Source organism: Staphylococcus pseudoxylosus (assembly GCF_003697915.1).
GTDB classification, from domain to species: Bacteria; Bacillota; Bacilli; order Staphylococcales; family Staphylococcaceae; genus Staphylococcus; species Staphylococcus pseudoxylosus.
Map to the genome: position 1 here is coordinate 23509 of NZ_RCVN01000007.1, position 25422 is coordinate 48930.

Sequence of the window (25422 nt, forward strand, 5' to 3'; positions counted from 1 at the left end):
GTACAGCCTCCTAATTAATTGTTTTATAGTTCTATTATTTCATAATTTCCGTGTCTTGTTGATGCTTTATGCCATTAAAAAAGAAATTCAAAACAATTGCTGAAATTGCACCTAGTACAATACCGTTTTGAGTTAACCATGCAAATTGTTCACCTAAGGCGTCAAACGCTTGAGGTACTGCACTTATACCCGTCCCTAGTCCTACAGATACAGCAATAACTAACAAATTATTTTGATTCTTAAAATTAATATTACCTAATATACTAACACCATATGCCATCACCATGCCAAACATAGCTATCATCGCTCCACCTAATACTGGTAAAGGGATCATATTTGCTAATGCACCTAATTTAGGAATACACCCACAAATAACTAATAATATAACCATACCGTATATTACTTTATTCTTTTTCGCACCTGACAATGATACTAAACCTACATTTTGTGAATATGCGGTATAAGGGAATGCGTTGAAGATAGAGCCTAAGATGATAGCAATACCTTCTGCTGTATAACCTTTACGGAAATCTTTGCGTTCCAAACGTTTACCTGTTATTTCACTTAATGCATGATATACACCGGTTGATTCTATTAAACTTACTAATGCCACTATAAAGAACACAAGTATCGCCCCGAAGTCAAAGCTGAAAGTTGAAAATCTAAACGGTTGCGGTAACGCAAACCAATGCGCCGTACCAATTTGATTTACATCTACGATTCCAAAGAATCCGGCTAGCACTGTCCCCACAATGAGTCCGATAAGTATAGCGATAGATTTCAAAAAACCTATAGTAAAACGCTGTACGAGTAAAATGACAACCAAAGTGATGACACCTAAGATAATATTTTTAGGATCACCGTAGTCTTTAGCACCTTCTCCTCCTGCCAAATAATTCATTGCAACTGGCATTAGGTTAATCCCAATAATGGTTACCACACTTCCAGTAACAACTGGAGGGAAGAACTTCACCAAATAAGAAAAGAATGGTGCAATGATTACAACTAGAATCCCCGACAAGAAGAGCGAACCATATAAGTCACCAATACCTTTAGTTTGACCAATTAAAATCATTGGTGCCACAGCAGTAAATGTACAGCCTAATACAATCGGCAAACCAATACCTGTTCCTTTCCATACTTGCAAGAACGTCGCTACACCACACATAAAGATGTCCACTGTAACTAGGAAAGCAATTTGTTCAGGTGTGAAGTCTAAACTTGTTCCTACAATAATAGGTACGAGTATTGCCCCCGCATACATTGCTAATAAATGCTGTAAACTTAAAATGAAGGTTTTCATGCTTCTTCGCCAACGAAAGTAACTTTATTTCCACTTAGCGAAGCCACTTTGCATAATGATGAAACAGTTAAACCTGCTTGTTCTAAACGTTCTCTACCAGGTTGGAAACTTTTTTCTACTACAATACCTATGCCAACTGTTGTACCTTTGGCTTGTTGTACAATTTCATTTAAGCCTAAAGATGCATCTCCATTGGCTAAAAAGTCATCTACGATAAGCACTTTGTCATTTTCATCTAAAAACTCTTTAGACACAATCACTGTACTTGTCGTATTTTTAGTAAAAGAATGTATATCTGCTTGATAAACATCTTTTTTTAGTGTGCTTGGTTTTGCTTTTTTAGCGAATAGGCATGGCACATCAAAGTGCATAGCTGCCATAATCGCCGGTGCAATACCAGACGCTTCAATTGTTAAAATTTTTGTGATGCCCTCGCCCTTAAACTGCTCGTAAAAAGTTCGCCCTACATCATGCATCAGCTTGGCATCGATTTGATGATTTAAAAAACCATCTACCTTTAAAATCTTTTCGTCAATGACGACACCATCTGCTTCGACTTTCTGCTTCAACAAATCCACTCGTAAAAAACCTCCTCATTTTGTGTACAAAAAAAACCCTAAACTAACTTAGTTTCAGGATCTATGAGTAAACGTGCAATACTATAAGTAGCTATTATCTTAATTTCAAATGATGTCTAAAAGAGGTAAGATTTTACATTCATTTCCCTATTAAATATGTAAAAAATATGTTTATAACATCGATTATGAGGAAACGGTTTAAAAAGTATAGTCCAATTATATACAACTTTTTAAATCGTTTTTAATTGCTAAAGCATTGTATAGGTTTACCCATAGTCATGTCGTTAATGGCAACATGGTAGAAACTTCTAAAGCCGTATCCTTTAGATTATATGAGTTAGATAAATTATTAACTGATGATAGCAAATTTTGGTACATTTTTCAATATACTTATTGATTGTAAGCGCTTTTTAAAAGGTACTTCAGCGTATTTTCCAAAATTAAGTAAACGCTACCATTTGCGTTAAAATGTTGTTTGCCAGGTGTAAAACTTCGTTATATAATTAAATTGTATTCGTTTCGTTATTTAAGTTACTGGGTAAACACATAATAATTAATAGAACAACGGATGGAGGAGCACAAAATGTCAGAATTCACTATTATTCAAAAAAGCGAAGAGTTAATTGATGCAGTCAAAAACAAGATTGCAGAGGGTTATAATGAGTCAGAGATTTCTGTTATCAGTAAATCAAAACTTCATATCGACGAGTTGCATGATTCCGAAGTAAACTTAACAGCTACAAGCGGTTCTTTCAGTGATAAAATGGCGAAAATGTTAACTGGTGAAGACGGTGAAGAGGTTGTCTTAGCCTATTATAAATTGTCGGACGCTGAAATGGAACGCTATAAGAAAGAAATCTTAGACGGTCACTATCTTGTCGTTGCTACGAAAGATGAATCTTCACATGAAGAAGTAGAAAATGCAAATGCAGCTTATGAAAATGAAACAGTAGTTCAACATCATTATGCTGAAGAATCTAATGGACCAAAATCCTAAACTTAAAATTCATTAATTTACAGTTTGGGCAATTAACATCATTCATTAATTACAAAATGACATATGCCAACATTAGCAGCTATCTAAAATGCACTTGTAATAAACATCACAAATGACTAATTTATATTTTTGGAGCGAACCAAGAAAATCAATTGTAAATTTTGATTTCTGTGTCGCTCCTTTTTTATTACCAAACAATACTTCCACCTATAAATTACATTACAAGTTTTGCTACTATGTTATAATGAACGCAATAATTTCGGGGGTGTACATATGAAATTCAAAATTATCACGTCAATTGATGATCCCTTCTTCAAATCAGCCATGAATTTGTATGATGCTAAATTTGATATCGGATTATCTGAATACGAGCAAATATTCAAACAATCACTTAAAAACGAGCACACTAAAGATGATTATATTTTTTTAGTTGGCATCGAGTCAGACACTGTCGTGAGTTTGGCAACTGCGCATTATGAGGCAACCACAAACTCAGCATTTTTAATCTACTTAATCGCCAACGATCAACCGAATCACGATGAACTCATTACTGAAACGCTTGCGCGTATCCAAAAAGAAATCAACATTCTATCAAACCAACTACATGAACACGACGTTAACTTTATTATGTTAGAAGTAGATAAAGAACCTGAAGAAATTTCTGAGGAAGACATACCTATCTTGGATAATAGACGCCAATTTCTATATCAACACGGATTCGAAAAACAATATGACATTAATTATTTAGCACCAAACCTTGAAGGATATAGCGAAGGTAAACCTATGGAGTTATTTATAAAATCTAATATTGAACTAACCAAAGATATTTATGGTCCTAGTATTAAATCAAACTATATACTCAAATATGTCTTTGCCAACAGAATCTCTAGAAGTATTATTTATCCATTACTAGAGGAAATGGATTTACGTAAATCATAGGAACCACCACTTGAAATCACTATTAAAACAGTTTAAACTAGCATAGAGGTAAGACTGACGTTTCACTAACCGAAGACAAACGTCCGTATACATAAATCCATTAATGAAAGGACTTATTTCTATGTTAACCAAAGAATTTGCACAACGTGTTGAGCTAAGTGAAAAACAAGTCCGTAAAATCGTTCAACATTTAGAAGAACGCGGTTACCAACTTAGTAAAACAGAATATCGTGGCCGTGAAGCTACAGATTTCCAAGAAGAGGATATTGAGTTATTCCAAGATATTGCTGAAAAGGTAAAACAGACAAATAGTTACGATTTAGCTTTTGAAGAATTAGAGAAAGAGAAAGACTTTTTACAAGTATTAGTTAAAGACGATAGTAGTCATTTACCTACAGACCAAAATGTTTCTAAACTTGTAGATGATTTACGTTCTGAAATTCAAAAAATGCGTGACGAACGTCATATGCTTGGTCAAATGATTAACCAAGTCCATCAGCAACAACAAGAATTACATGAAATGCAAAATCAAATCACGTCTAAATTGGATGCTAATACTGAATCATTACAAGCCATCCAATCTTCTACTAATGAAATTAAATCAACTCAAAACGCTATTCAAGATTCACAAAAAGAGCAATCTGAATTAGCTAAATCAAATGTTGAAACTGCGCATATTGCCGCTTCACAATCTACAAATGCTCAGAAAGACGATACTTTAACCGAAACTTCTACTGAATCAGTAGGTACAAAATCATCTACAGAATCTCAGACAGAAGCGAACAAAGAGGTTAACGATAAAGTCAAAAATGAAACATCAGACAATGTTGTTTCAGATAGCAAATCTGATGATACTGTAGCAAAGGCGCATACTGACGAATCCGAAATCACACCAGTCAGCGAACAATCTACTTCTGATGCTAGCACTGATAACGTAGGGCAACCAAATTCAACTGAAGCGAAGTCAGCTGATCAAGATACAGATGCTACTACCGCTACTGATGAAGCAAATGAATTATCAACGTCAGCAACTGATGACGCAACAATCAAAGATGAAGTAACTGAAACAAGCACTCAAGATGAAACAACTGCCCATACAACTTCTTACACATCAACTTCATCTGAAGAATCGCCAAAAGAAGAACGTAAAGGTTTCTTTGCTCGTTTGTTTAATTTATAAAACTATCATTATTTAATCTAAAAAGTACTATAATTAAAGTTCAGTCACCACCGAAGACAACATCTTTCATTATAAGAGCGAAAATATATCATCGTGTTTTAGGACTAGATGATATATTTTCGCTTGTTTTATATCTAAATCTTCCATAATTCATCTATAAAATCCTAAAGCACCCTCTCCGTATTAACATCGTAACAGCTCTTATATAAACCAAGTTTCATTATCAGAAAATAAAGACATTTTAATTTCGAAAATTTCTTGAGTAATTAACTTGAATATTATTGAGTTTGCTAATATCCTTAGTATACGTATCGGATTAAAAAATTAAATAAGAAAGTGTAGGTCCTTTTTTTATGTTATTGACTATTCTTAACATCATTATTTTTGTGGCCTTCCTCATCGGATTATATATAATGGCTAGAAAACACGTTTCATTTCCAAAACGTGTTTTCTCTGCTTTAGGTATCGGTATCATTTTTGGTATCGCAGTACACTTAATCTATGGTGTGGACTCTAAAGTTACTAAACAAACTATGGATTGGTTTAGTATCGTTGGTGATGGCTACATTTCATTATTACAAATGATTGTAATGCCTTTAATATTCATTTCAATCGTTTCAGCATTCACGAAAATTAAAGTAGGAGATAAGTTTGCTAAGATTGGTGTTTATATCTTTGTATTTCTTATAGGCACGGTTGCAATATCTGCAATTATTGGTATTATCTCAGCACTTGCATTCGGTTTAGACGCCTCTTCTATTGATTTAGGCGGCGCCGAAAGTTCAAGAGGTAGCGAACTTGCGAGTCAAGCTAAAGATATGACAGCCAATACATTACCACAACAAATTTTACAATTATTACCTAGTAATCCATTCTTAGATTTTACTGGTCAACGTACAACTTCTACAATCGCCGTAGTTATATTTGCAGCGTTTATAGGTTTTGCATTCCTACGTGTTATGCGTAAACAACCAGAGAGTGGCAACTTACTTAAACGTGGTATCGATGCATTATACAGTTTAGTTATGGCAATCGTAACGTTCGTATTACGCTTAACACCTTATGGTATTTTAGCGATTATGACTTCTACAATTGCTACAAGTGATTTTGCTGCAATTTGGACTTTAGGTAAGTTTGTAATTGCGTCTTATGCAGCACTTATCGTAATGTATTTGATTCATTTAATCATTATCTCAGGTTTAGGTTTGAACCCAGTGACATTCGTCAAAAAAACTGGCGAAGTACTATTATTCGCCTTCACTTCTCGTTCTAGCGCTGGTTCATTACCCCTTAATGTTCAAACACAAAAAAATCGCCTAGGCGTGCCAGATGGAATTGCAAACTTTTCTGCATCCTTTGGTCTGTCAATTGGACAAAATGGTTGTGCTGGTATCTATCCTGCTATGCTTGCAGTCATGGTAGCACCCGCTGCTGGCGTGGAAGTTAACTTACAATTTATATTAGCTGTGATTGGCGTAGTCATAATTAGTTCATTTGGTGTAGCTGGTGTTGGTGGCGGTGCTACGTTCGCTTCTATCATTGTATTATCGACATTAAATTTACCAGTTGCACTAGCAGGTGTCTTAATCTCTGTCGAACCATTAATCGATATGGGTCGTACAGCATTGAATGTTAATGATTCTATGCTTGCTGGTACAGGTACAGCAAAACTAACAAACAACTTAGATCAAGACACTTATAACCAAAAAGAATATGCTGAAATTGCAAATTAATACCAAATGATTTGCTGCTGCTCACTTCACATATTCGATCTATTTTAAGAAACATTGAAAAAGGTCGGTATACACGCAATGTATACCGACCTTTTTTATGATTCTCAACTAAGATTATTTATTTCGCTTAAGCTCTATCATCAATTTTATATAATTAAATAGAAAAACAAGAATTAAACTTAAAGATAATGACTTTAACAGTAGGTTGACCCACGTACCCTCTGCTGTAAAGTAATGTGTCATTATGCTACATATAATAAACGCCAAAAATATAAGCCCCAATTTAAATAACATGTCTCCCACCTCTTTTAATATAGTTTAGTGGGAAACATGTATTTTTTCAATTTAATTTTTATTTATTAATAAGTTTACTGATTCTTTTACTAAAGACTATGAATTAACCGTTGATTGTCCGAAGATTTTTCTCTTAATAGCTTCTCCAGTAGGCGTACCCGCTAAACCACCTATACCCGTTTCACGTAATGAAGCAGGTAAATTACGTCCTACTTTATCCATAGCTTCAATGACTTCATCAACAGGAATTTTGCTTTCAACTCCTGCTAATGCAAGATCTGCTGAAATCAATCCGTTTCCTGATCCTATGGCATTTCTCATAACACAAGGAATTTCTACCAAACCAGCAACAGGGTCACATACAAGACCTAATAAATTGCTGATAGCTAGTGCCATTGCATGACCACTCGCTTGTGGTGAAAATCCAAATATCTCCACTGCTGTCGCTGCTGCAATCGCAGATGCTGAACCAACTTCAGCCTGACAACCTCCTATAGCACCTGCCACGCTAGCATTATTTGCAATTACCTTTCCGCATAACGCCGCAGCAAATAGGAAATCAATCATTTGATCTGTAGTTAAATGATGTGATTTTTCTAACTTAAACAGAATTCCAGGTATCGTTCCCGAGGAGCCAGCCGTAGGAGTCGCACAGATAATACCCATTGCCGCATTAACCTCATTAGTAGCAATGGCACCTTTTAATGCTTCGATCATTTCGTAACCAGACAATGCATGTTCTTGCTCATTATAAGTTGCTAATTTAACAGCATCCTGTCCCGTATAACCTGTAACGCTTTTCACGCCTTCACCAGTTGTACCTTTTTCTACCGCTTCTCTCATAACATCTATATTTTGTTTCATAAGTGCTCTAACTTCATCTCTTGAAATGCCTTTTAATGACATTTCTTCACTAATCATAATTTCCGCAAAAGTTGTTTCATTTTCCACTGCATAATCAATGATTTCTTGCATCGAATTTAGCATATTGTCACTCCTCTAATGTATATATGAAAAACTTAAAGCATCGTATCTTTCCCGTAATTCATCTATCGTTCCAATTGATAACGCTTTATTCAAATGCAACGCAAGTAAACATTTCCCTTCATTAATTGTCTTTATTTCTTCATTAATATCTATCTGACGTTCTATCAAATCATTAATGATATAGTTTATCATAGATATATTCGCAACGCCCTCTACTACTAAAATAGGTAAGCCATGATTCATTAATATACACGCACCATCAACGTGTATACTTTTTATTTTAATAGCACCCCCACCAATCGAAATACCATTAATTTCTACATGTCTACCACAACAATCTAATTTTACAAGCGCACAATTAGGGTGTTCTCCAAGGCTTGCTCCAGATTCTTCAATAATTTCCACTTCTATATCACACTCTTTTGCAATTTCCGTGGATTGTTTAATGCGTTCATCAAAGGTCCCAAAACCTAAAGCACCTCCCACAATAGCCAAATCTGTTCCATGTCCCTTATGCGTGGAAGCAAACGACTCGTAATAGTGAATCGTAATTTTTTGTGGCTCATGTTGTAACAAGGTGCGGGCAGCATTACCAATTTTAACTGCGCCTGCTGTATGAGAACTCGACGGACCCATCATAATCGGTCCAATAACATCAAATGCACTTTGATAATCTTGCTTTCTAGCCATCATTACATCTCCTTAATTAGCATGTTTTTTCATACGCGGTAAATTGAAATTTAGACTTGTCATATTGAATTTATTTATCGTTTTACCTATAACTAGACTTAAAAGAATGCTTGTTATTGATACAGTAACAATAGTAATCGTCGCACGAATTGGATCGTTAAAGCCAAATAGTACAATGGCTCCTGCAATCGGTGTCGCCATACCTGTCACATTTATGACTAATCCACTAAAAGTCACTATACATGCGTTAACAACACCAATAATCGCATTAGTTCCATATAATTGAAGTGGATATTTAGCTATAATATCTATTTGTGTCAATGGTTCAATAGCTACCGCAAAAGCTTTAGAGCTGTTACCAATTTTTAATTGTTTAAACATAATAAAGTTAACAAATGAACTTCCTGTACATGTCAATGCTCCTATCGCCATTGGCAAACCAGTAAGTCCTAATAAACTCGTCAACACCATTGAACTTAATGGCGTCATACCAGTTACAGGTATAATTAAACCTAATATTGTTGCAAGGATATATGGGTTATTATCACCCACAGCCGTAACTGCACTACCTATTTGTTGTAACAGTGCAATAACACCAGGGCTCATCATACTAGCTAATAAGAAAGCCGTTGCTGGCGCAAACAAAATAACCGTAATTAAATCCAAGCCTTCTGGTACTTTCTTCTCAATAAATTTAATTACAAAAGCAATCATGTAAGCTGCCAAAAACGCAGGTAAAAGTTTGAAATCATGTAATACCAGTCCAACAATCACTGCAAAAACTGGAGAAACTCCCAATTTCAAACATGTCAGAAAACCTACAGCAACACCGCTTAAACCTCCTGCCAAATCTCCTATTTCTTGCAAAAATTTAATATCAAACACGCCACCAATCGCATAGCTCAAAAATGCTTGTGGTAAAAACGTTGCACAGGCGGCTCCCGAAAGTGCCTGTAGCCCCTTTTTACCGTAAGGTGCAAAATTCAAAAACAAAGTCATTGCTAGTAAGACAATTAACAAAGTACCTACACCTAAAATAATATCCATTGCTCAAAACCTCTTCCTAAAATTTTAAATTGCATTTTTAAATATTTCACAATTCAATAATATTGCTTATTGTAAGCACTTACAATATCTATAAAGCGATTTTTTTGAACTTTTTGTGAAGAAATTCACAAAATGAATTAAATAAGTTTATCCAATTTTGAACTTTCTGGATTGTAAAGGTAGGTTGAATTAGGACCAACACAATGCTCTTTACAAATTAAAAAAAGCTTTTCAATCCACCATATAACGATGATGAATTGAAAAGCTTTTTTTAATTAATATACCGGTTTGAAAGGCCCCCATGTTATTCGGTGTTTACCGTCTAAAGGAATCGTATCAATTGATTTAGATACATCATCAAACCATTTTAAGAATGCAGGGTATTTATCTAACTTAGCCTCAGCGCTATCTAGTGATACATCGTGTAAATACCATGCTTTACTTTCGAATTCGTATTGAACTTGCGCATAGGCAAGCCGCGTCATATTCACACTATCATACAAACAGTTTACTTGTTTCGCTATAATGGGCGCTTGTGATACTAAACTTTGAGAAATAACCTTTTTATGTTCTTCATTATCTAAGTCATTCCACATTCTCAACTGGCCGTCCATTTGGAAAAACATATCAATTGTAGGTTCTTTTTCATCGAAAGAAACCAAGATAAAGATACGTTCAGCAGTGTAATCTACAGAATTAATGGCACCGACAACGAGTTTTTGTGCCACCTTTGCCCAGTATTCTTGTGCCTCTTGAGGGGTGAGCTGACTCTTCGATGAATAAACACGCTTATCCTTATCATCTTGAACTTCCGGATCCTTCGACTGTTTTTTAAAAATCTTATCGAACATGTTCAACTTCACTACCCCCTTCCAGAGAATGAATGGCACATTAAATACGCCTAGAATACTCAGGCTATTTCAAGGTGCGTTATTTTCTAATAAATCCTGATTTATTTAACTGCTCTAACATATCTAACCTTTGTTTCGAACTCATAAAGTTTGCAATTTGATTAGACCATGTTTCTGAACGTTCTCCGTTTGTGCGAGCACTATAGTAATCACTAACTGTTTGGTCATAAGCTTTTAATTGTGCTCTTTGAGATTCTATATCATTATCGTATTGGTTTTGATGGAAGACATGTTCAAATGGTAAGCGAGGTTTAGGACTACCGTCCTCATCATCTTCTGGAATACCTAGTGCCATACCAAATAATGGGAATGTGTGTTCAGGCAAGTTTAATACTTCTCGTACACGTTCAACATCATTTCTTAAAGATCCTAAATAAACAATACCGTATCCCATATCTTCAGCTGTAGCAGCAATGTTTTGAGCTACTAACGTGGCATCAATGGTACCGACAAGTAAGCCTTCTGCTGATTCAAATGACGTTTCCATGTCGTGTTTTGATTCTTGGTTAACGATGGAATGTCTATAATAATCCATTACAAATACAAATAAATACCCATTTTCAACCACATAAGGTTGCCCTGATACTTCTTTTAAATCTTCTTTTACTTCTGGATCGTTGATACCAATAATTGAGTATGCTTGTAAGTAACTAGAGGTTGAAGCACTTTGTCCTGCTTCTATAAGTTGTTTGATATGCGATTCTGAAATAGGTTCTTTCTTAAATTTTCTAACTGAATGATGTTTCTTCAGTAGGTTATATACGTGTTCAGACATCTTTCCACTCCTCATTTCTGTAAATATATACCCATAGCATAACAAACACACATTTCCATTGCTTACATTCTGTTTACCCGATTTTCATGATAGTTAAAAGGGTTAAATGTAATTATCTTTAAGTTTCTATAAATACTTTGCTGATTACTATAAAATTTTAAAACATCATCAATAAATATCTTTTTTAAAACGGTAATATAAACACTCACACTTAGGTGTAATTTCAAACCTGCAGTGTAAATAGATAATTATAGATACATGTTTCTCTTTTGTTTTTAGTGGAAAACAAATTATGGAAGTTTTATTTAAGGAGGGTTTCATTTGGTTAACAAGAAACAAAAACAATTAAATGAAGTAGAAAAGCGCAATAACGATAAAGCGATGACTACAAACAACGGCGTTAAAGTAAGTGAAGACGAAAACACTTTAACAGTTGGCGAACGTGGCCCCAGTCTATTAGAGGACTTTCATTTTAGAGAAAAAATTATGCACTTCGATCATGAACGCATACCAGAACGTATTGTGCACGCTAGAGGATTTGGTGCACATGGTGAGTTTAAAGTATATGAAGATTTATCTAAATATACCTCAGCAGACTTTTTAACTAACCCTGATAAAACCACGCCTGTCTTTGTTAGATTTTCAACTGTACAAGGCTCTAAAGGCTCACCAGATACGGTTAGAGATGTAAGAGGTTTTGCTACTAAATTCTATACAGACGAAGGTATTTTTGACCTTGTTGGTAATGATATTCCTGTATTCTTTATTCAAGACGCTATCAAATTCCCTGACCTTATCCACGCAGTAAAACCAGAACCCCACAACGAAATACCACAAGGTGGCTCAGCACATGATACTTTTTACGATTTCTTCGCTCAAAATCCAGAATCCACACACACAACTGTATGGGCAATGAGTGACCGTGGTATCCCTAAGAATTTCAGACAAATTGAAGGCTTTGGTATCCATACATTTCGCCTCGTTAATAGCGAAGGAGGTTCATATTTTGTAAAATTTCATTGGAAACCACTACAAGGGTTAGAATCTTTAGTTTGGGATGAAGCTCAAATGTTACATGGTAAAGATGTAGACTTTCATCGTAAAGACTTATATGAATCTATTGAAAAAGGTGATTATCCAGAATGGGAATTGGGCTTACAAATCATTCGTCCCGAACAAGAATTCGACTTTGATTTTGATATTTTAGACCCAACTAAAATCTGGCCAGAAGATCAAGTGCCCGTTAAAATAGTGGGCAAAATGACATTAAATCAAAATGTAACCAATGTTTTTGACGAAACTGAACAAGCCGCTTTCCACCCTGGCCATATTGTACCCGGGATTGATTTTTCAAACGATCCATTATTACAAGGTCGTCTATTCTCATACACCGATACTCAAATTTCTAGATTAGGTGGTCCAAATTTTAATCAAATACCAATTAACCGTCCAGTTAATGAAGTCCACAATAATCAAAGAGATGCTATGCATCAAATGAATATCAATAAAGGACAAGTGGCTTATCATAAAAATGCTCTCAATAACAACGACCCACATACAGCACCTAAAAAAGAAGGTGGCTATGAGCACTATCAAGAAAAGGTAGAAGGTCACAAAATCCAAAAACGTAGTGAAAGTTTTAAAGATTATTATAGTCAGGCTAAGCTATATTTAAATAGTCTGACGCAACCTGAATTTGACCACACTGTAGATGGTTTCTCTTTCGAAATAGGTATGTGTAATTCAGTTATGGTAAAACAAAACGCAGTGAATCAACTGAATAAAGTTGATCGCACATTAGCAGAGCGTGTTGCTGAAAATGTTGGTGTTGAAGTGCCTAAAACAAACGAAGAAGTTAAAACCGATGCACAAGATAGTCAATTAACAATGGAAAAATTCGACATTCCACTAGCTGGTCATTCTGTCGCTGTAGTAGTAAATGGAAACATCAGTGCTGAAACATTGAAATCTTATGCCAAAACATTTACGGAAAACAAGTTAAACTATGCGTTTGTCGGACAACACCCTAAAGATATATCAGAGACGTTTGGTATCACAGAAACATTTGATACTGCCCATCCGACATTATTTGATAGTCTGATAGTACTATCAGATGATAGTGAAATACTCCCAGCTGCTGAAGAATTTGCAGAACTTACGTATAAACACAACAAACCTATAGTTGTAAATGAGTCCGCAGCACAAGGCTTAACAAACGCTAAATTAAATTTTGAAGCACCTGGTATATTCGTTTCTGATGAACCACAAACTATCGTACAAGCATTCGACCGTAAAAGATATTGGAGTAGAAAATGATTAGAACATCCACTGTTACGATATCAATTGATATCGTAACGGGGCAAGGTATTTTCGCATGCATCATTTGATAAGCACGCTATAATATAGGACGAGAAAGAAATCAGATTTTACTAATTGATTTCTTCCTCGTCCTTTTTCATTAATAAATTAACATATTGGGTAAATATATATTAAATTAATTATCAATAAATTTTAAGATTTCCATTACATTTTTATCAATATTAGCTATGAAACCTTCACTAATGTACTAATGCAACCTCCAGTTGCAACCATAGTAAACCATTTAGTGCGCGACATTATTAACCAATCATTTTACTTTTTATTAAAAGGAGTGATTCACATGGAAATTGGTTCAAGAATTAAGGAGCAACGTGAACTCAAAAATTGGTCTCAAGACGAATTAGCAGAAATATTAAATATATCGCGCCAGAGCATATCTAAATGGGAATTAAACAAAGTTTATCCTAGTATTGATATGCTAATAAAAATGAGCGATTTATTTGATGTATCTTTAGATGAACTTATCAAAGGAGATAAAGACTTAAAAAAGACCATTATAGAAACATATCAGCAACCTGTTTCAACACAGTCTAACAATCATCCTATGAATGGGTGGGAATTCTTAGCACGCTATTGGTGGTTATTCTTCCCTGTTGCTGGTGTGCTTTGGTGGATGATTCAAACATTTATTTAATAACACTAGTTCAATATAATGCGAGCAGTCTTAAGGAAGTCTTATTTTACGAAAAGTTTATGATTACAAATTCCGCAAAAGATAAAACATTCATAAATTTGTAATAATTCCATTTAGCCCTATCAAATCAATACTAAATAAACATATAATCCTTTAAAGTAGCCTTTCTTCTCATTTTCATTGTTTAGTTGAGAATAAAAAGGCTATTTTTAATCTATAGGTAGTTTTCCCAAAAATAAATACGCCTACTTCACAGGTGTAAATTTGCACCAACAAACTCAGTCACACGTTCGATTACAAGGCACCTGTCTACTATTCATCTTAGCGAGCTTTCTTTGTTGACGAAAATAATGGGAAATGCAATAATAGTAAACGAAGATTAGAATTATTATAATTAAGAAATAATAATAATTTAACACCATAATTCTAATTAAAATTCAGTTCAAAAATAGGAGGATGTTTTTATGTCTTTAATAAATAAAGAAGTTTTACCATTCACAGCTAACGCATATGATCCACAAAAGGATGAGTTTTTAGAAGTATCAGAAGAAATTTTAAAAGGTTCTTGGAGTGTAGTTTGTTTCTACCCAGCAGACTTCTCATTCGTGTGCCCAACTGAATTAGAAGATTTACAAGGTCAATATGACAAATTACAAGAATTAGGTGTCAATGTATATTCAGTATCAACAGATACACACTTTGTACACAAAGCTTGGCATGATCACTCAGAAGCAATTAACAAAATTCAATATACAATGATTGGTGACCCATCTCAAACAATCACTCGTAACTTTGATGTATTAGACGAAGATCTAGGTCTTGCTCAACGTGGTACTTTCATCGTTGACCCTGACGGCATCGTACAAGCAGCTGAAGTAAACGCTGACGGTATCGGTCGTGACGCAAGCACATTAGTACACAAAATCAAAGCAGCACAATATGTACGTCAACACCCAGGCGAAGTTTGCCCAGCAAAATGGGAAGAAGGTTCAGAAACATTACAACCTGGTCTTGACTTAGTAGGTAAAATCTAAGGAGGCATTGATTTAAATGCTAAATGATCAGCTTAAATCACAATTACAACAATTACTTCAATTAATGGAAGGCGATGTTGTATTAAAAGCAAGTCTTGGTACTGATGACAAGTCTAACGAACTTAAAGAGTTATTAGACGAAGTCTCTGCAGCTTCTTCTCGCATTACTATAGAAGAAACTGACTTAAAACGCACACCAAGTTTCTCAGTAAATAGACCTGGAGAAGAAACCGGCATTACTTTTGCCGGTTTACCTATGGGTCACGAATTCAATTCACTTGTACTTGCATTATTACAAGTAAGTGGACGCGCGCCTAAAGAAGAACAAGCCGTGATAGATCAAATCAAAGCACTAGATCAACCACTACACTTTGAAACGTATATTAGTTTAACTTGTCAAAAATGTCCTGACGTTGTTCAAGCATTAAACTTAATAAGTTTATTAAATCCTAATATCACACATTCAATGATTGACGGTGCTATCTTTAGAGAAGAATCTGAAGATATCATGGCAGTACCAGCAGTTTTCTTAGATGGCGAAGAATTTGGTAACGGGCGTATGACAATTCAAGATATCCTTGCAAATTTAGGTAGCCAAGCAGACCCAGCAGAGTTCAATGATAAAGATCCATATGACGTGTTAATCGTTGGTGGTGGACCTGCAAGTGGTAGTGCCGCTGTTTATACAGCTCGTAAAGGACTACGTACAGGGATTGTTGCGGATCGTATTGGCGGACAAGTTAATGATACAGCAACTATTGAAAACTTTGTCACTGTTAAAGAAACAGATGGTCCAAAATTTGCCTCAGCATTAGAAGATCATATAAAACAATATGACATTGATGTAATGACAGGCATTCGTGCTAATGAAATTGAAAAAACTGATAGTGGTATCGTTGTTTCTCTTGAAAATGGCGCAAAATTAACAAGTAAAACAGTTATCATTTCAACAGGTGCACGTTGGCGCAAGCTTGAAGTACCTGGCGAAGAGGCATTAATTAACAAAGGTGTTGCATTCTGTCCACATTGCGATGGGCCTTTATTTGAAAATAAAAACGTAGCCGTAGTCGGTGGCGGTAATTCAGGTGTCGAAGCAGCAATTGATTTAGCAGGTATCGTTGAACACGTCACACTATTGGAACGTAATGCTAGCCTTAAAGCAGACAATGTTTTACAAGAACGTTTAAACAGCTTACCTAACGTAACTGTTATTAAAAACGCACAAACAACTGAAGTACTTGGTGAAAACGCTGTAACTGGTATTAGATATCAAGATAAATCTCTCGGTGAAGAACACACACTAGAACTTGAAGGTATTTTCGTCCAAATCGGACTATTACCAAATACTGAATGGCTTAATAATTATGTTGAACTAAATGAAGCGAATGAGATTATGATTGATCGTAAGAACGCTACAAGCATCCCTGGTATTTTTGCAGCTGGTGATGTTACTGACGATCGTAATAAACAAATCATTATCTCAATGGGCGCTGGTGCAAATGCTGCATTAAATGCCTTTGATTATATCATTAGACATTAATTATTGTGTCAAAGTTATTTCATAGTGAGTGGCCAACGAAATCATTATAAAAAATATGATTGTCGTGCCACCACTTACATATAATTAAGAACAACCCATAGGGAGTGCGATGACGAAATTAAATGCATTAAAAAAAATTCGTTGTTCACAGGCAAAGATAACTAAGTTTATAAGGGATAAAAGCGTTTAGCTTAGCTAAAGCTCATGTATAAATCCCATTAACGAAATATAATAATTTAGGCTGGGGTAATTAAAACTTATCCCAGCCTATTTATGCATGTATCCAGTTGTTCAAGGGCCCCCATTCTCCCTCCCCATATTTAACTATAAGTTTTATCTCAAATAAATCTATTACTTATGCTTTTTCACCCATGCATCCTTACCTCTGTTCAGATTAATACAACCAAATTTTATTACAAACAACAAGGCATTATATACCACCTTCAATAACATTTCAAAGTTAAAATCTAATGAATATTTTAACTTTAATTATAATAAATTTATTGTTTTCTTATTTTGTTCAAAAGATTGTGCGTTTATCATTTAATCACTTATTCAAATCAATAGCTCTAAATGATACGCTTAAGTTATAATTTTTATAAAGCGCGTTTAAACATTCACTGTATTGTTATACCCGTACGATTATTATTAAAGGAGCCATTAAAATTTATGAAAAAAAGTATATTACTATCGTTAGTGCTAGTGCTAACTGTTATACTCGCAGCATGTTCAAACGATAAACCTAAAGATGACAATAGTCATAGCGAGAGACATGCGCCTAAAAATGTGAAGAAAATCACTGAAAAAGACATCTTTAACTCAGATAAAAAAGGTGCAACTTTAAGTGAAGATGAAACAAATAAAGCTATCAAAAAATATTTAGATGTGAACTCTGATATTATTGATAATAAGTATCTGCTTCAATATAGAATAGATAAACAAATTGGTACAGATAAAAAAATTACTGATGAACAGGCTGAACGTTTATCTGATTTATCACATAATGCGGTTAAAAATGATGTAAGATTCAAGAAATTCGTAGAAGAGAATAAACTCCCACAAGGTTATCAAGAAAATGTCGACCGTATTATCAAATATTTTACTGCTTTAAATACCACAATTAAAAATGCAGATGAAGATATAGAACAATTAGACTATCAACCACAGAATGAACTTAATGTTGTAGATGTATCTACTAAATACGCTGGAGATGTTAATGGAAAACAGCAAGATAAAATCAAAAAATTCCTAAAAGACAAAGGCATTGAATCTGACGCTGTAGATAAATAACCTGAACGTTGCTTAATCGATTGAAATCAAAAACATGTAATTATAGGATTATTCTGTGCGTATTCTATTAAATTACAATATGATTACAAGACAATTGTTCTTGATAACAAAGGCTTGAAGGTCATTTTTATGTATAACACTCAATTGCCCTGACTTATTTCTGTAAAAAACCTTACTTAATTGTAAGGTTTTTTAACATAAAATCCCTTTTTTTCTCAAAGTAACATTTGTTAAGATTAATTTAAGTTAATAAAAAAATGAATAGAAGCACAGCCACTCAGTAATAATTCTAAGGAGGCACACCTTTATGGTTTTAACTATTTTAATAGGTGCAATGGCTGCTATCTTCATAGCTTTTAATCTCTTTGAGAAGAAAGAAAAATATGGTGTTGTTTCATTTAAAACAATCGCCCTTAGTGTAACTTACGTTATACTTGCCGTTGTTGTCGGCAGTTTTTTAGACAATATCAATACAATATTCCAAGGATTTCATGATAGCTTAACAGCAGCTAAAAGATATTAACCTGAACCGACAAAGTCGTAGTTCAGGTTTTTTTGTGTTTATTTTTCTAACTCGTAGGGTATACAGTTTTCAATTTTACGCTCAATCACCGTTGCTTGTGTATCATATCTTAGATAGACAAAGCAGCAACGAAGCACGACCTGATGTGCAACAATTACAATAGTTTCTAAACTATTATCTACTTCATGTTCAAAAAATTGCGTCACACGTTGCAATACGTCTGCATAACTCTCCCCACCTGGTGCTTTTTGGCTAAAGCTATGACGAAACGATAAATAATCCTCATCATTAAAATAACGTTCATATTCAGGTTTTTGTTCAATTTTGTCCACCATTTCCCCTTCAAACTCGCCAAGCGAACGTTCTCTTAACGAAGCGGTCACACTTGCAGGGATAGCGTTATCGAATATCGCATTATACGTCTGCCTAGTACGCAGTAAATCTGATAGATACACATGATCTATGTCCTTTTTATTAAAATAACTTTGCAGTGACTGTGCAGCGCGTGTTCCCTTCTCCGTTAACGGTACATCTAATTGTCCACAAAAGTAATTTTTACCTTCTTTTTTATCATAATTTGATTGTGATTCACCGTGGCGCACTAAATATATTTTCATATGTCTTCCTCTTCTCTTTTATAATCATTGTTCCACAATTGTACCTAACAAAAATGTAATATTAAATATCCCCACTATATTTATATCTAATTTATTGTTACTATCCTATCTGAGGTGATAAAAATGAACGAACAAGTTACACAAAACAATACACAAAGCGAGCGCATACTTGCATCTATTAGCTATTTCAGTATATTTTTCGCACCTATTATTGTACCCATAATAATCTGGATTTTTGCTGACAAACCAACGTCTATACATGCAGCAAAATCATTGATTTATCATATTATAACTTACATCGGACCTATCTTTTTAATCATGAGTGCTGCTATGGGCGGTATTGTGATTGATTCACAGAATACAACTGTTAGTTTAGTAGCACTCGCATTAGGTATACTATTATTTGCAATTACTATTTGGTATACGCTTAAAAATATTTACCGCGGTATTAAAGTGCTCATTTCAGATTCAACCCTTTATAATCCTTAGTCCTATATTTAATTACTATTGGTCTAAAATCCATTCAGAATTGTACATTTTCTTATCAAGTTATAATTAAAATATGACAAAGTTCAAAACAATTTAAAATTTTGTATACTTAGACAGTAATATCTTTTATGCTTAATGTTAAAGGAGACTGAGAATATGAGTAAAAAATTAACAATATCTTTAATTAGTATTTTAGTTATTATTGGTTTAGCTTTCACGATATTCATGATATTTTCTGGTCAAAAAGATACTTATTATGGCTATATGTCTGAAAGTACAACTGCAGAAAAAGTTGTCAGCGAAAAAGATGGCATCGTAACAAAAGATGTCAAACTTGAACATGACGATGATTTCAAACCTAAAAAAGGTGATTTTGTAAAGTTAGTATCTAAAGATGACGGTAAATCATTCTACAAAAAAGAAGTAGTAAAACATGATGATATCCCTCACGGATTAATGATGAAAATCCATGAAATGGATATGAATCACTAATTTTATAATGACGCATGTTTCAAACATAACAGTCCTATTTAAAACGGGGTGTAACACAAGATCAAATTAACTAATTTGATTCTGTGTCACACCCCTTAACTATGCCTTTATTTCTTCTGTTTATTTCTTCGATCTTTATAATATAATAAAGCTTCGATAATAAATACAACAATCAATGAGAAACCAAATAACGGCATCAAGATACCAAGTACAATAAGTACGATAGCCAATGGAATTGACATCGGTTTTTTAACTCTTGGTGGTACCTTCACGTTACTATCTTTCATTTTTTTAATCCATGATGTTAATCCTAATCCAACTGCTGTTAGTAAAGCAATACATACAAGTAAATTAATAACTTTATTAGCTACACCAAAGAGATGACCTTCGTGTAGTGGTACGCCCCACGTAAACCATTTTCCGATAATGCCATATTCTTCATACTTCACTTTACCTAAATCTTTCCCATTATATTGATCTAAATATAACGTTTGCTCGTCATATGGCGAAACATCTAACCCAGTTACACCTGTATTACTACCCTTAGAAACTGTAAAAGCTGCTGATTCATTAGATGGATAAACAATAGAATATGGTTTATCTATGCCGTTCTTTTTGGCTTCAGTAGCTACTTTATCAATCGAAATTTGATTTTTAATATCTGTCCTCGACATTTCGCCACCACCGTGGTGAGCAGCATGGCCTTCTGAAGCAGGTTGTTTATTTTCACGCGTTGCCCAAGGAATTTCATTCACATCCGATTTTGGAGGATTAATAGCTAATTCTGATTGTCCCAATTCGCCAGAATTGTCCATCACATTTGCAATCTTAGCCCCCATATAGCCTGACCAAGGTAAACCAGTAAGCACTAACACAAATACTGGTATTGCTATAACTACACCTAAAATACCATGCCATTTTAGGAATCTTAGTTTTTTATTTTGATTTGATATTAATTTTTTCTTAATAAGCATATATATCCCAGAAAGAATCATAAAAATTGTCCAACATGCAGTTAATTCTACAAGATAATTTATCAATGTATTTTCTGTGAATAATGAACTATGTATATTTCTTACAACATTTGCGTATGTATGTTTAGCATTTTGATCTGCTACTATTTGATTATTTTGATCTAAAAATACATAACGCTGATTACCTGCCATGTCATCCAATGTAATACGATTATTATATGGCTCATCCATCATACTTACTTTACTGATATAAAATCCATCAAACTTATCTTCTACTTCATCTACAGCTTCATTCAATGTTTGATGGGTTTTGACGGAACTATCTCCGAAAAACTCTGTTTTATATATATTATTTTCTACTTCCTGAAAAAAGAGATAACCAATGCCCGAAATGGTTAATGTAATTAATAATGGTGTTATAAATAATGCAGCATAAAAATGTAATCTTTGTAACGGATTAAATATATTTTTCAAAATTCTTCCCCCTTCTCCCTTAACATTATAAATAAATAACAAAATTATTATGTAGATAATTTGTGAATATTTTATAAAAAATTGCATTTAATTAGTTAATCTCTTTTAAAGTTAATTGCATTATTCTAATACCTTATGTTCTGTATTATATCGACTTTCAAATCATTAAAAAAGGAACGGAATTGAAATCAAATTTTGCAACTTGATTTCACATTTCCGCTCCTATTTTGCATGTGTGTTTTTATATTTGCCAACATAACATGATGCTATTTGCATTAAATTCTAGACAATAAGCTTATTTTGATTTAATACTTAACTACTTTTACTGAATAATAAATTAAGTGATAAGCCAATCAATATTGCACCAACTGTATAGTCAAAAATTGCCTTTACAGTTCTATTAGCAAATAATAATTTAATATACTGGAAAATATAAACACAAAATATAAACCACAACAGAATAACAGTCGTAACAATTGCTGATAATATGGCAATTTGAGACGTTACCCCTTCTCCAGTAGTTAAAAATTGAGGTAAAATACTTATGTAGTAAAGTAATGCTTTAGGGTTTAATATCGTACTTAATAAACCTTGTCTATAAGAACTCAAATAACTAATTTTTTGAGCGCTCATCTGAGATGTAGAAAAATTCATACCCTGGCGTGCGCTAATAATACTTCTGATACCTAAATAGATCAGATAGAATGCACCTAATATTTTAATAGTCATGAAAACATAGTACATATTTGCCAAAATAAATATGATACCAAATACTGCTAATAATGAATACAGTACATGACCAGATGTAATACCTAAAGCTGCCATAGCACCATTGCCTTTTCCAGAAGTAATGGAATTTTTCATTACTACGAAAAAGTCTGGACCAGGTACAATAATAATCATCAAAGTAATTGTAATAAAAGCTGCAAGTCCTTCCATATCAAACACCCACCTTCCTGCTTTATGGTATCAATTACAATGTGTGTCTGCAACATGAATAATCTCATATTTTAACTGTCTTTTTTATTGAAGATATAGTCTTAACTATGATATATTAAGGGTGTAGTTGGAAACCGACTACTAGTCTTTTATATTCATGAACATATTACTCTTAAGGCGACACTCATGTGTCGTCTATTTTTTTAATATAAGGACATATGTACAACCCCCCCTCTCATTTTCACGAATTTTCATACACCTAATAATGTCCTCATCTTCATTTCAAATCATTTTAACTCACTAATTTCAAACCTACTGTGCTGCCTAAAATTACTAAAATACATATTACTCTCTTAATATCTTTAGATTCTTTATAAAATATCATACCTACTAATGCGCCACCGACAGCACCTATGCCTGTCCATACTGCATATGCTGTACTCATAGGTAATTCAAGCATTGCTATTGATAATGCCAAAAAACTCATACTAAAGAAACCAACTAAACCTATTAATGCACGAAATTTCCCACTATTTACATATGCGTTTAAAAAAGTAATACCAATCATTTCAAAAAGACCAGCAACTACCAATAATATCCAAGCCATTATGTTTCTCCTCCTTTACTTGAAGTCACTAATTTCAGACTGATTACCCCAACTAATAACATAAATATCAAAATAACTTTAACCATGCTGAAAGGGGCACCGAAAAAGACAAAATCAAATATTGTTACACCAGTAGTCCCTAATCCTACAAAAACTGCATAAGCACTTCCCACAGGTAAGCACTTTGATGCTTCAATTAATAAATAGAAACTTAGAAATATAGCAATCATTGTAAATAGCCATTCAATGACTGATGTGGCATGAGTTAAACCGATGACCCACCCAACTTCAAATAGCGAAGCAATAATTATTTTCAACCAATTCATAACGCATCCTCCTTAAAAAATAAAAAAGCCCGAGAGATAGTGTTAGCTACTATCTCCCAGGCTTTTATCCTTCCGTGTCACATATAAAAATGTGGCTTTCTCTCGGACCAGACCAAGTCATATCATTGCGGAACCCTAGAAAGCATTTATTTAATTCAGTAAATCGTATCAAATTACTTCATACTTTTCAACAATTACTTTCCAACTCCCCTAATTTAAAATTATTATAATTTATAAATAGCTAAAGTACACGCTTACATGTATTTTATACTTAAAATTTATGTTTTTTTGAGACTAAACCCTCTACATTTGACTAATTTTAATGTATACTAAGTATTAGATAATAACAATTATAATATAGAATGAAATTACTGACATTCATTCTCAATTAATTCACTTTGTTACTAGGCTTACAAATTTATAAAAGCGAGGGATTTTTATGCAACTTCTTAATTACAAGATGCACAATGACGAACTTATTGCCACAGTGTTATCGGATAAAAAACAAGTGTTTAAATACACATTTGATGTTACAACACCTGAATATGAAATCTTAGATGTTCTCGAAGAAATTAACGATTACGTAGACAATGGTCAGCATCCATTAGGCTGTTCTTTACTTAAAAACTATTCTTATGAGGACGTGAGTCACAATATTTTATAATCTAGATTACACACCAAAAAGATGAGTATAGCTGTTAATTACTAAACAGTATACTCATCTTTTAATTTTTCATTAGTATATACAGCCATACCAGTTTTTAGATTCTTGAAACCTAACTGTCTTTAAAATCCTTCATATCCTGTAGTTGTAATTAGATGGACACAAGACAACTCTCCTAAATATACCAATATGCTACGTATCATGTCTTGACCGATACCTTGTTTTTGATGTGACACATCTACCATTACATCATAAATTGCTGCGTTAAAAACACCATCCGACATCGCCCTTGCAAATCCAACAACTTTCCCTTGGCATTTTGCAATAATAACATGTGTTGCCGTGTTAAAAATTGTAATCATTTTTTCCTGATCATGACCTATCCAACCATTATCATGATAAATTTGAATAAGTTCGTCTACATCCTTTATGTCTAATGCATATTCATAATCAATATCCATTTCTACACCGTCCAATCAAATCCACCGTATAATTATCTACTTTATATTATAATCTAATTTGGGCACTGTTAGTTCCTTTTTTTCCTTTTTATCATCTTAACGCGGCTCATTTTTAGTTAATAATTCCTTTCGAATATTCAGTTTACTACTTTTCAAGCATATGCTTACAAAAAATGCTTTAATCGATCAGGTTACGACTTAGTAATTGGTGGGTAAATACATAATAAAGAGATTGTAATAAATATAAATCAAGGAGGGACACATCATGTGGATAGCTTCAATTGTTCTTATTATTGTTGGTATTGTGTTACTCATTTTGAATAAACGTACTTCTAAAAAAGAAGGTGTTTCTAAAAAACAAAGTTATATTAGTATCGGGGTTGTATGTATTATCGTTGGTGCTTTCTATTTTGTAGGACAAATCATTAGAGTGATAGTTTCATGACAATTTTAAGTAGTCCCACTAAAAGTTTGAGCATACATGACCAAAATAAAAAAGCGCGCTAAGCCATTAGTTTAGCCCTCAGAACGTAAACAAACCTTAG

At 33.8% G+C, this 25422-nt stretch carries 28 protein-coding genes and 2 riboswitches; of the genes, 14 read left to right on the plus strand and 14 right to left on the minus strand.

What is annotated here, in order from left to right; genetic code table 11:
- Window positions 1-34 precede the first annotated feature (34 nt).
- Together pbuX and xpt are read right to left on the minus strand one after the other, a co-directional pair.
- The gene (gene pbuX / locus D9V42_RS07470; RefSeq protein WP_122064219.1) at window positions 35-1303 is read right to left on the minus strand and encodes a xanthine permease PbuX; all 1269 of its coding nucleotides are present in this window, start codon (window positions 1301-1303) and stop codon (window positions 35-37) included.
- Window positions 1300-1881: a xanthine phosphoribosyltransferase gene (xpt, locus tag D9V42_RS07475; protein ID WP_107555821.1), complete on the minus strand. Its 582-nt coding sequence runs from the start codon at window positions 1879-1881 to the stop codon at window positions 1300-1302. The genes pbuX and xpt overlap by 4 nt, the downstream gene beginning before the upstream one ends.
- A 253-nt stretch (window positions 1882-2134) precedes the next feature.
- A riboswitch (purine riboswitch) is annotated at window positions 2135-2237 on the minus strand.
- 227 nt (window positions 2238-2464) lie between these two features.
- Here xpt and D9V42_RS07480 point away from each other — a divergent pair.
- From D9V42_RS07480 to D9V42_RS07495, 4 genes are all read left to right on the plus strand, one after another.
- Window positions 2465-2878, plus strand: coding sequence for a general stress protein (locus tag D9V42_RS07480; RefSeq protein WP_107554767.1), 414 nt, complete (start codon window positions 2465-2467; stop codon window positions 2876-2878).
- Between the two features lie 273 nt (window positions 2879-3151).
- The gene (locus tag D9V42_RS07485; RefSeq protein ID WP_122064221.1) at window positions 3152-3817 is read left to right on the plus strand and encodes a hypothetical protein; all 666 of its coding nucleotides are present in this window, start codon (window positions 3152-3154) and stop codon (window positions 3815-3817) included.
- 121 nt (window positions 3818-3938) lie between these two features.
- The gene (locus D9V42_RS07490; protein WP_107554765.1) at window positions 3939-4997 is read left to right on the plus strand and encodes a hypothetical protein; all 1059 of its coding nucleotides are present in this window, start codon (window positions 3939-3941) and stop codon (window positions 4995-4997) included.
- A gap of 353 nt (window positions 4998-5350) precedes the next feature.
- The gene (locus D9V42_RS07495; protein WP_107554764.1) at window positions 5351-6730 is read left to right on the plus strand and encodes an L-cystine transporter; all 1380 of its coding nucleotides are present in this window, start codon (window positions 5351-5353) and stop codon (window positions 6728-6730) included.
- Between the two features lie 114 nt (window positions 6731-6844).
- Here the strand turns inward: D9V42_RS07495 and D9V42_RS15450 are convergent, their stop codons facing one another.
- The 6 genes from D9V42_RS15450 to nfsA form a co-directional block, all read right to left on the minus strand.
- Window positions 6845-7024 (minus strand): hypothetical protein, encoded by a 180-nt coding sequence (locus D9V42_RS15450; protein ID WP_107530739.1) that lies wholly within the window; start codon window positions 7022-7024, stop codon window positions 6845-6847.
- A 96-nt stretch (window positions 7025-7120) separates the two neighbouring features.
- Window positions 7121-8011, minus strand: a complete 891-nt coding sequence (gene sdaAA, locus D9V42_RS07505) for an L-serine ammonia-lyase, iron-sulfur-dependent, subunit alpha (protein WP_122064224.1) — start codon at window positions 8009-8011, stop codon at window positions 7121-7123.
- A 12-nt stretch (window positions 8012-8023) separates the two neighbouring features.
- Window positions 8024-8701, minus strand: coding sequence for an L-serine ammonia-lyase, iron-sulfur-dependent subunit beta (gene sdaAB / locus D9V42_RS07510; RefSeq protein ID WP_122064226.1), 678 nt, complete (start codon window positions 8699-8701; stop codon window positions 8024-8026).
- 12 nt (window positions 8702-8713) lie between these two features.
- A complete protein-coding gene (locus tag D9V42_RS07515) occupies window positions 8714-9748 on the minus strand; it encodes a PTS sugar transporter subunit IIC (protein ID WP_122064228.1) in 1035 nt (344 codons plus the stop codon).
- A 275-nt stretch (window positions 9749-10023) separates the two neighbouring features.
- Window positions 10024-10599 (minus strand): hypothetical protein, encoded by a 576-nt coding sequence (locus D9V42_RS07520; RefSeq protein ID WP_107554769.1) that lies wholly within the window; start codon window positions 10597-10599, stop codon window positions 10024-10026.
- Window positions 10600-10678: 79 nt separating this feature from the next.
- A complete protein-coding gene (gene nfsA, locus D9V42_RS07525) occupies window positions 10679-11434 on the minus strand; it encodes an oxygen-insensitive NADPH nitroreductase (RefSeq protein WP_107554760.1) in 756 nt (251 codons plus the stop codon).
- Window positions 11435-11755: 321 nt separating this feature from the next.
- Here nfsA and D9V42_RS07530 point away from each other — a divergent pair, with 321 nt between their 5' ends.
- From D9V42_RS07530 to D9V42_RS07555, 6 genes are all read left to right on the plus strand, one after another.
- Window positions 11756-13750, plus strand: a complete 1995-nt coding sequence (locus D9V42_RS07530) for a catalase (protein ID WP_122064231.1) — start codon at window positions 11756-11758, stop codon at window positions 13748-13750.
- A gap of 343 nt (window positions 13751-14093) precedes the next feature.
- Entirely contained in the window at window positions 14094-14447 is a 354-nt protein-coding gene (locus tag D9V42_RS07535; protein WP_107530745.1) for a helix-turn-helix domain-containing protein, read from the plus strand.
- 464 nt (window positions 14448-14911) lie between these two features.
- Entirely contained in the window at window positions 14912-15481 is a 570-nt protein-coding gene (gene ahpC, locus D9V42_RS07540; RefSeq protein ID WP_017723357.1) for an alkyl hydroperoxide reductase subunit C, read from the plus strand.
- A 16-nt stretch (window positions 15482-15497) separates the two neighbouring features.
- Complete coding sequence (ahpF, locus tag D9V42_RS07545) at window positions 15498-17021, plus strand: alkyl hydroperoxide reductase subunit F (protein WP_122064233.1); 1524 nt, start codon at window positions 15498-15500, stop codon at window positions 17019-17021.
- A gap of 669 nt (window positions 17022-17690) precedes the next feature.
- Complete coding sequence (locus tag D9V42_RS07550) at window positions 17691-18311, plus strand: NDxxF motif lipoprotein (RefSeq protein ID WP_122064237.1); 621 nt, start codon at window positions 17691-17693, stop codon at window positions 18309-18311.
- Between the two features lie 307 nt (window positions 18312-18618).
- Complete coding sequence (locus D9V42_RS07555) at window positions 18619-18834, plus strand: hypothetical protein (protein WP_017723360.1); 216 nt, start codon at window positions 18619-18621, stop codon at window positions 18832-18834.
- A gap of 38 nt (window positions 18835-18872) precedes the next feature.
- Here D9V42_RS07555 and D9V42_RS07560 read toward each other — a convergent pair whose 3' ends face one another.
- Window positions 18873-19451, minus strand: a complete 579-nt coding sequence (locus tag D9V42_RS07560) for a histidine phosphatase family protein (RefSeq protein WP_122064239.1) — start codon at window positions 19449-19451, stop codon at window positions 18873-18875.
- A gap of 123 nt (window positions 19452-19574) precedes the next feature.
- On the opposite strand from D9V42_RS07560, the gene D9V42_RS07565 reads away from it, so the two are divergent.
- Both D9V42_RS07565 and D9V42_RS07570 read left to right on the plus strand, forming a co-directional pair.
- Complete coding sequence (locus D9V42_RS07565; protein ID WP_107554753.1) at window positions 19575-19940, plus strand: DUF4870 domain-containing protein; 366 nt, start codon at window positions 19575-19577, stop codon at window positions 19938-19940.
- 156 nt (window positions 19941-20096) lie between these two features.
- A complete protein-coding gene (locus tag D9V42_RS07570; protein WP_017723363.1) occupies window positions 20097-20432 on the plus strand; it encodes a DUF4889 domain-containing protein in 336 nt (111 codons plus the stop codon).
- A gap of 107 nt (window positions 20433-20539) precedes the next feature.
- Here the strand turns inward: D9V42_RS07570 and D9V42_RS07575 are convergent, their stop codons facing one another.
- The 4 genes from D9V42_RS07575 to D9V42_RS07590 form a co-directional block, all read right to left on the minus strand.
- Window positions 20540-21880, minus strand: a complete 1341-nt coding sequence (locus tag D9V42_RS07575; protein ID WP_122064242.1) for a PepSY-associated TM helix domain-containing protein — start codon at window positions 21878-21880, stop codon at window positions 20540-20542.
- A gap of 312 nt (window positions 21881-22192) precedes the next feature.
- Window positions 22193-22819: a LysE family translocator gene (locus D9V42_RS07580; RefSeq protein ID WP_122064245.1), complete on the minus strand. Its 627-nt coding sequence runs from the start codon at window positions 22817-22819 to the stop codon at window positions 22193-22195.
- Window positions 22820-23111: 292 nt separating this feature from the next.
- A complete protein-coding gene (locus D9V42_RS07585; protein WP_122064247.1) occupies window positions 23112-23426 on the minus strand; it encodes a DMT family transporter in 315 nt (104 codons plus the stop codon).
- On the minus strand, window positions 23426-23752 hold the full coding sequence (locus D9V42_RS07590; protein WP_107554749.1) for a DMT family transporter: 327 nt from the start codon (window positions 23750-23752) through the stop codon (window positions 23426-23428). Before D9V42_RS07590 ends, D9V42_RS07585 begins: the two co-directional genes overlap by 1 nt.
- A 51-nt stretch (window positions 23753-23803) precedes the next feature.
- Window positions 23804-23902: riboswitch (guanidine-I (ykkC/yxkD leader) on the minus strand.
- Between the two features lie 289 nt (window positions 23903-24191).
- Between D9V42_RS07590 and D9V42_RS07595 the strand changes: the two genes are divergently transcribed.
- Window positions 24192-24416 (plus strand): hypothetical protein, encoded by a 225-nt coding sequence (locus D9V42_RS07595; protein WP_029378839.1) that lies wholly within the window; start codon window positions 24192-24194, stop codon window positions 24414-24416.
- Between the two features lie 122 nt (window positions 24417-24538).
- Here D9V42_RS07595 and D9V42_RS07600 read toward each other — a convergent pair whose 3' ends face one another.
- Window positions 24539-24892: a GNAT family N-acetyltransferase gene (locus D9V42_RS07600; protein ID WP_233665253.1), complete on the minus strand. Its 354-nt coding sequence runs from the start codon at window positions 24890-24892 to the stop codon at window positions 24539-24541.
- 250 nt (window positions 24893-25142) lie between these two features.
- Here D9V42_RS07600 and D9V42_RS07605 point away from each other — a divergent pair, with 250 nt between their 5' ends.
- Window positions 25143-25322: a hypothetical protein gene (locus D9V42_RS07605; RefSeq protein WP_017723370.1), complete on the plus strand. Its 180-nt coding sequence runs from the start codon at window positions 25143-25145 to the stop codon at window positions 25320-25322.
- Window positions 25323-25422: the final 100 nt, after the last annotated feature.

Coding starts and splice junctions, on each gene's coding strand:
- D9V42_RS07520 (WP_107554769.1), bottom strand. CDS start 10,599: ATGTTCGATAAGATTTTTAAAAAACAGTCGAAGGATCCGGAAGTTCAA.
- D9V42_RS07515 (WP_122064228.1), bottom strand. CDS start 9,748: ATGGATATTATTTTAGGTGTAGGTACTTTGTTAATTGTCTTACTAGCA.
- nfsA (WP_107554760.1), bottom strand. CDS start 11,434: ATGTCTGAACACGTATATAACCTACTGAAGAAACATCATTCAGTTAGA.
- D9V42_RS07550 (WP_122064237.1), top strand. CDS start 17,691: ATGAAAAAAAGTATATTACTATCGTTAGTGCTAGTGCTAACTGTTATA.
- D9V42_RS07605 (WP_017723370.1), top strand. CDS start 25,143: ATGTGGATAGCTTCAATTGTTCTTATTATTGTTGGTATTGTGTTACTC.
- D9V42_RS07495 (WP_107554764.1), top strand. CDS start 5,351: ATGTTATTGACTATTCTTAACATCATTATTTTTGTGGCCTTCCTCATC.
- D9V42_RS07480 (WP_107554767.1), top strand. CDS start 2,465: ATGTCAGAATTCACTATTATTCAAAAAAGCGAAGAGTTAATTGATGCA.
- pbuX (WP_122064219.1), bottom strand. CDS start 1,303: ATGAAAACCTTCATTTTAAGTTTACAGCATTTATTAGCAATGTATGCG.
- D9V42_RS07535 (WP_107530745.1), top strand. CDS start 14,094: ATGGAAATTGGTTCAAGAATTAAGGAGCAACGTGAACTCAAAAATTGG.
- ahpF (WP_122064233.1), top strand. CDS start 15,498: ATGCTAAATGATCAGCTTAAATCACAATTACAACAATTACTTCAATTA.
- sdaAB (WP_122064226.1), bottom strand. CDS start 8,701: ATGGCTAGAAAGCAAGATTATCAAAGTGCATTTGATGTTATTGGACCG.
- D9V42_RS07485 (WP_122064221.1), top strand. CDS start 3,152: ATGAAATTCAAAATTATCACGTCAATTGATGATCCCTTCTTCAAATCA.
- D9V42_RS07590 (WP_107554749.1), bottom strand. CDS start 23,752: ATGAATTGGTTGAAAATAATTATTGCTTCGCTATTTGAAGTTGGGTGG.
- D9V42_RS07595 (WP_029378839.1), top strand. CDS start 24,192: ATGCAACTTCTTAATTACAAGATGCACAATGACGAACTTATTGCCACA.
- D9V42_RS07585 (WP_122064247.1), bottom strand. CDS start 23,426: ATGGCTTGGATATTATTGGTAGTTGCTGGTCTTTTTGAAATGATTGGT.
- D9V42_RS07565 (WP_107554753.1), top strand. CDS start 19,575: ATGAACGAACAAGTTACACAAAACAATACACAAAGCGAGCGCATACTT.
- D9V42_RS07490 (WP_107554765.1), top strand. CDS start 3,939: ATGTTAACCAAAGAATTTGCACAACGTGTTGAGCTAAGTGAAAAACAA.
- D9V42_RS07570 (WP_017723363.1), top strand. CDS start 20,097: ATGAGTAAAAAATTAACAATATCTTTAATTAGTATTTTAGTTATTATT.
- D9V42_RS07560 (WP_122064239.1), bottom strand. CDS start 19,451: ATGAAAATATATTTAGTGCGCCACGGTGAATCACAATCAAATTATGAT.
- D9V42_RS15450 (WP_107530739.1), bottom strand. CDS start 7,024: ATGTTATTTAAATTGGGGCTTATATTTTTGGCGTTTATTATATGTAGC.
- D9V42_RS07580 (WP_122064245.1), bottom strand. CDS start 22,819: ATGGAAGGACTTGCAGCTTTTATTACAATTACTTTGATGATTATTATT.
- ahpC (WP_017723357.1), top strand. CDS start 14,912: ATGTCTTTAATAAATAAAGAAGTTTTACCATTCACAGCTAACGCATAT.
- sdaAA (WP_122064224.1), bottom strand. CDS start 8,011: ATGCTAAATTCGATGCAAGAAATCATTGATTATGCAGTGGAAAATGAA.
- D9V42_RS07555 (WP_017723360.1), top strand. CDS start 18,619: ATGGTTTTAACTATTTTAATAGGTGCAATGGCTGCTATCTTCATAGCT.